Annotated in this window: 4 protein-coding genes; all 4 read left to right on the top strand. The window is 62.5% G+C overall.

Going from position 1 to position 5809, the window contains the following annotated elements:
• Positions 1 to 226: 226 nt before the first annotated feature.
• Positions 227 to 1534 (top strand): ribosome biogenesis GTPase Der, encoded by a 1308-nt coding sequence (gene der, locus FJY73_13855; protein ID MBM3321743.1) that lies wholly within the window; start codon positions 227 to 229, stop codon positions 1532 to 1534.
• The gene (gene plsY, locus FJY73_13850) at positions 1535 to 2146 is read left to right on the top strand and encodes a glycerol-3-phosphate 1-O-acyltransferase PlsY (protein MBM3321742.1); all 612 of its coding nucleotides are present in this window, start codon (positions 1535 to 1537) and stop codon (positions 2144 to 2146) included.
• A gap of 151 nt (positions 2147 to 2297) precedes the next feature.
• Positions 2298 to 2648: a MerR family transcriptional regulator gene (locus tag FJY73_13845; protein MBM3321741.1), complete on the top strand. Its 351-nt coding sequence runs from the start codon at positions 2298 to 2300 to the stop codon at positions 2646 to 2648.
• A 372-nt stretch (positions 2649 to 3020) separates the two neighbouring features.
• On the top strand, positions 3021 to 5809 hold a 2789-nt coding region (locus FJY73_13840; protein MBM3321740.1), incomplete at its 3' end, for a S8 family serine peptidase.

Raw genomic sequence — 5809 nt, 5'->3', positions numbered from 1 at the left:
GTCAAGGTCGCCTCCGTGCGCGCCATGCTAACTTCCGTTCTTCTTGACAGCTAGAAGTCCCTGGTGATACTTTGGTCGAAGTTTCCTCTGCCTCGGCTCGAATGCGGGGCTGTATCTTCGCACCCCGCCGCGACTTGCGAATGCGAACCGAGGGCGCGCTCGCTCTTTCCGCCGCCCGGTTCCGCGAGGGGAGCGGCGATCGACGAGCGAAGGAGCCTCCTGAATCATGGGCCTGCCGATGGTTGCGCTGGTCGGGCGCCCGAACACCGGAAAATCGACCCTTTTCAATCGGCTCGTGGGCGGAAGGCGCGCGGTTGTCTCCGAGCGCGAGAAGACCACGCGCGATCGAAACTACGGCGAGGTCGAGTGGGGGGCGAAGCGCTTCTTCCTCGTCGACACGGGAGGTCTTCTTCCCGATCGGGAGGCGAGCGATCTCGACCGGCTCGTCGCGCGGCAGGTGCGCGCGGCGGCCGAAGAGGCGGACCTCGTCCTCTTCCTCGTCGACGGGAAGACCGGACCTCTCACGATCGATCTCGAGCTCGCGCGCGGCTTTCGCCGCCGCGGCAACGGCTTTCTCGTCGTCGTGAACAAAGAGGACGCGATGCGCGATCCGTCCGCCGTGCACGAGTTCCTCGCGCTCGGTCTCGGAGAGCCTGTGGCGGTCTCCGCCGCGCACGGAACCGGGGTCGGCGACCTTCTCGACGAGATCGTGCGCCGCCTCCCCGAGAAGGGGGAGCCTCCGGTCGAGGAAGGAACGGTCCGGATCGGCATCGTCGGGCGGCCGAACGTGGGGAAATCCTCGCTCGTGAACGCCTACCTTCAGGAAGAGCGGATGGTCGTCAGCGAGGAGCCGGGGACGACGCGCGACACGGTCGACTCCGTGCTTCGCTGGAAGGGGAGGCCGATCACGCTCGTCGACACGGCCGGTCTTCGTCGCCGAAGCCGCGTGCAGGACGACATCGAGTACTACTCGATGCTCCGCGCGCTCCGCGCGATCGAGGGGAGCGACGTCGTCTTTCTCCTCATCGATGCGACGGAGCCGATCGGCAAGCAGGACGCGCACGTCGCCTCGATCGCCGACCGCCTCGGGCGCGGGATCGCCGTCCTCCTCAACAAGACCGATCTCCCGCTCGAACGGCCGGTCGAGGAGCTCCGGGACGAGGTCCACCGCCGGATGCCGTTCCTCTCCTACGCCCCCGTTGTCGCGGTCTCCGCCGCGACACGAAAGGGGATCGGAAAGGCGCTCGATCTCGCCCTCATGATCGATGAAGAACGCAAGCGGACAATCCCGACCTCGGAGCTGAACAAGATCGTCGAGTGGGCGGCAGAGAGGAACCCGCCCCCGGTCGGACGAAGGCCGAACAAGATCTACTACGCCGTTCAGACCGGGACCGCGCCGCCGACCTTTCTTTTCTTCGTCAAGGAATCGGGGGCGATCACTCCCGAGTACCGCCGCTATCTCGTCCGGTCGATCCGCGAGAAGATCCCGTTCACGGGAACCCCGGTGATCGTGAACGTGAGGGAGAAGAAGTAGATGCCCGCCGCGTTGCTCGCCGCCTTTCTCCTCGGGTCGATTCCGTTCGGCTATCTCGTGCCGCGCCTCGCGCGCGGGATCGACATCCGGACGGTCGGAAGCGGGAACCCGGGTTTCACGAACGTCTTTCGTGCGGCGGGGCCGGCGCCGGGGATCGCGGTCCTTCTCGCCGATGCGGGGAAGGGGGTTCTCGCCGTTCTTCTCGGGCGAGCGCTCGGCGAGGCGAACGGCGCGGCGGCCGCGGGAGTCGCCGCCATCGCGGGGCATGTGTGGACGCCGTTTCTTCGCTTTCGCGGAGGGAAGGGGGTCGCGACGGCGGCGGGCGTCTTCTTCGTTCTCCTTCCGCTCGAGGCGGGCATCGCCCTCGCGGTCTTTCTCGCGGCGGTCTTCTCGACGCGGTACGTCTCGCTCGGCTCGGTGCTCGGCGCGGCGGCGCTCCCCGCTTCGGTCGCGGCGATCGACGCGCTCCGGGACGGGCCGATCCGGGTCGGGGCGCTCCTCGTCTCGCTCCTCGTCACGGCGCTCGTGGTCTGGAGGCATCGGGAAAACGTTCGGCGTCTTCTCGCGGGGACCGAGAACCGCTTCTGCTTCCGAAAAGGAAACGACCGATGAGACGGATCGAACGGAAAGATGATCGGAAAGGGACTGCGCGGGAGGAGAGGGGGCTCTTTCGCCGCGACCGAGACCCGACGCGCGCGAGCGGCGCGCGAGAACGGAATAGGCCGAGGATGTTCGACAAGAGCGCGACCGAGAGGAACCGGGCATGATGAAGCTACCGGAAGGAAAGGTTTACTACTCCATCACCGAGATCGCGGATCTCACGAAGGTGAAGCCGCATGTCCTCCGCTACTGGGAGTCGGAGTTCCCCGCCCTGGCGCCGAGAAAGAACCGGGCGGGGAACCGCGTCTATCAGGAGAAGGACATCAAGCTCATCTTCCTCATCCGGCATCTTCTCTACGAAGAGGGATTCACGATCGCCGGCGCGAAGCGAAAGCTCTCCAAGAAGGGGATCCTCGACGACCCGAGAGAGGAGGCGTCGATCGAGACGAACGCGAACAGCGCCCTCGCCGCGATCGAGCAGGACCTCCAGAAGATCCTGAAGATCCTTTCGTGAGGCGAATCCTTCGCCGAAGCCGACCCTTCGGCGATTAGCCTTGAGCGGAAGGAGGTGCTCCCGCATCCTCGCCGCTCTTTGCCAGCGGGCCGGGTCGGCTCCTCGACTTCGGCCCTTCCCTCGCCCGAATCGTTCCGGCTGCTGCCTCCTTCCATCTGTCCCCTCCTCGTCGTTGCGGTCTCACGGAATCCCTTGACAATCCTACCGTTGAAGATCTAGACGTGAGCCTACTCGAAGTTCCAAACCATGTCACTTTGGTTTCACATGACTTCGGGGTGAGTTCTTCATGTGCCCAGACACGAGATCGAGAACCTTCGCCCGCCACAGGCGTACTTCGCATTTCTTACGGTTTCCCAGGCCGGAGGTATCAGCATGAGAAGCCACGCGTCTCCCTCGGTGCGCCCGATCGTCCTCCTTGCCTTCTTCATGATCGCTCCTCTCGCCCCCGGATTGACTGCGAGCGAGGTTTCCACAGATCCTGAAGCCCCTACTCCGCAGTCCAGCGCCTTGGTAGACGCGGCAGGAGTGCTTGGCGAATACGCGGAGATTGTGGAGAAGGGTAACCCCAAGCTCGAAGGGGTTCTTGCGAAACTCTGCCGTGCTGCAACAGAGTCACCAATGCAAGATGTTCTTGCCATTGCCGCCAGGCGGAACGTCGAACTGACAGCCGGTGGTCTGATTGAAGTTGTTCTTGATCCTCCCGTCGGTGAGAAGGCGTCCTCCATAGACCTTTCCATGCTCGAATACCTTGGGGGAAAGCTCAGCAGGAAGTCGGAGCACTGGATTGTGGCGCTGGTTCCTCTGGCTCGCCTTGAGGAAGTGGCCGAGTCAGTTCCGGGCGTTCGCTTCGTTCATCTCATGAGGCGACCAGAAGCAGAGTACTACACCAGCGAGGGTGTCGGCCTCACAGGGGCGAGCTTGTACCACCAGAACCTGTATTGGGGCCAGGGAGTCAAGGTCGCGGTAATCGACCAAGCCTTCGGCAATCTTAGCAACACAATCGCCGCCGGAGAGCTTCCGCCGGTTCACACCCTGAATCTCACCGGAGCCGGCATGGAATCAGGGTCCTCGCAACATGGAACCGGGATAGCCGAGATCATTCACGATATGGCCCCAGGGGCCGACCTGTTCCTGATCAAGGTGGCAGGGGAGCCTGATGTCGAAAACGCGATCGACTCGTGCATAGCCGAAGACATTGACGTCATCAACATGTCCTTGGGGTTCAAGAATGTCAACTTTTTCGATGGGCAAGGGTTGATGTGCGAGAAAGTGAATCAGGCCAAGGCCAATGGTATCCTCTTCGTGAAGTCCGCCGGTAACTCCAGAGATGACCATAATGAGGGGAGTTTCGTCGACGCGAATCACAATGGATTCCACGAGTTTGCCCCTGGAGATGAACTGTTGAGGATCTACAGTACCGCCGGCAACTCAATTAGAATCGACTTCACATGGGACGACTGGGAAGTCACGGATCAGGACTACGACGTGCTGCTCTATGATGCGAGCTTAAACTACCTGACAGGGGAGATGACACGCCAGACGGGGTTTCAGCCACCGTATGAAGTACTGACGTATGCCGCACCATACACCGGGTACTACTACATTGCTCTGGGTAACTACAGCGCGTCGGGTGGCCACAAGTATGAACTGTACGTCACATGTGATTCAGTCCACGAACATCAAGTATTCGGTAGCAGCATTACCACTCCCGGTGATGCCGAGGGTGCGATGGCCGTGGGTGCGGTAGCTGCCAGCTCCTGGGTGTCGGGACCCTCCAGGTCATACAGTTCGGAGGGTCCGACAAACGACGGTCGAATGAAGCCAGAGGTTGTCGGCCCAGATGGGGTCACTCTGTTCAACGGAGGTTCTGCGGAGATAATCGGAACCTCCTTTTCAGCTCCTCACGTTGCCGGTGCCGCCGCGCTCATCAAGTCGGTGCATCCCGAATACTCGGTAGACCAGCTGTGGACGGCTCTCACTTCATCGGCAGTTGACATGGGGGCTCCGGGCCAGGACAACATCTACGGTTACGGCCGTCTGAATCTCCCCGATATTCTCGTCGCTTCTCCGGGCGCCTTTCACGCCGCAAAGGGAGATGGCGAGATCCGCCTGACCTGGACGAATCCTCCCGATGCGGACTTCAAGAGCGTGCGTGTTCTTTATGGCTATTCCGGCTATCCGCACGAGACGCTTGTCGGTGGACCGGTGGAGAACGGCAACGATGGCTTCTTCTCGGGGACCCCGGGGAGTAGTGGTTCGTGGACCCATGCTGGCCGGACGAATGGGCTGACCTGCTACTACTCTATCTACGCAACGAACGGCATCACGTTCTCTCCTCCGCTCGGTGCCTTCGCCACCCCGGCTGATACGCTCTCCCCGGCGCCGGTGACCCAATTCGCAGCGCAGGCCGGAGACTCGACCATGGTGCTGACCTGGCGCAATCCTTCGACGGAGGACTTCCAGGGTGTGTACATCGCCTACTCAGCTGCCACCTATCCGAACACCGTCCTCGATGGGCTCCCGCTTCCGAATGGGAACAACGGTCTCGTTCCCGGCACACCTGGTGACCGAGACACAATCTCGGGCTGGGGCCTTCCGAACGGCGTGACTCACTACTTCTCCGCGTTCGCTTATGACGAGGTCCCGAACTACTCCGTGAAGGCGACAACGTTCGGAACCCCTCAGGACGTCACGGCTCCGAGCCCCGTTCTCTCGTTCACAGCGGTCGCCGGCGACACAACCGTCCAGCTCTCCTGGACGAACCCCTCCGACGCGGATTTCGCGGGAACCCTCATCCGGTACTCGCAGACGAACTACCCGTCCACCCCGAGCGCGGGCTCGCCCGTTCCGAACGGGAACGAAGGCCGTTTTGCGGGAGCTCCGTCTTCGGCGGGATCCTTCGCCCACCAGGGCCTTACGAACGGAGCGGTCTACTTCTACTCGGCGTTCGCCTACGATGAAGTGCCGAACTACTCCACGGCGGCGAACGCACAGGCCACGCCAACCGACGCCACGGCGCCGAGTGTCGTTTCCTCTTTCACGGCGGTGTCGGGAAACGGCCAGGCCACCCTTTCCTGGGCGAACCCGTCCGATCCGGACTTCACCGGAACCGTGGTCCGGTTTTCGACCAGTTCCTATCCCTCGACCCCGACCGCGGGGAC

The organism is Candidatus Eisenbacteria bacterium (assembly GCA_016867715.1).
GTDB lineage: Bacteria > Orphanbacterota > Orphanbacteria > Orphanbacterales > Orphanbacteraceae > VGIW01.
The sequence above is the reverse complement of the archived record's forward strand: the minus strand, read 5'-3'. Positions and strand labels throughout refer to the sequence as shown.

Excerpts from the sequence above, each read along its gene's own strand:
- FJY73_13845 (MBM3321741.1), top strand. The coding sequence starts at position 2,298 with ATGATGAAGCTACCGGAAGGAAAGGTTTACTACTCCATCACCGAGATC.
- der (MBM3321743.1), top strand. The coding sequence starts at position 227 with ATGGGCCTGCCGATGGTTGCGCTGGTCGGGCGCCCGAACACCGGAAAA.
- plsY (MBM3321742.1), top strand. The coding sequence starts at position 1,535 with ATGCCCGCCGCGTTGCTCGCCGCCTTTCTCCTCGGGTCGATTCCGTTC.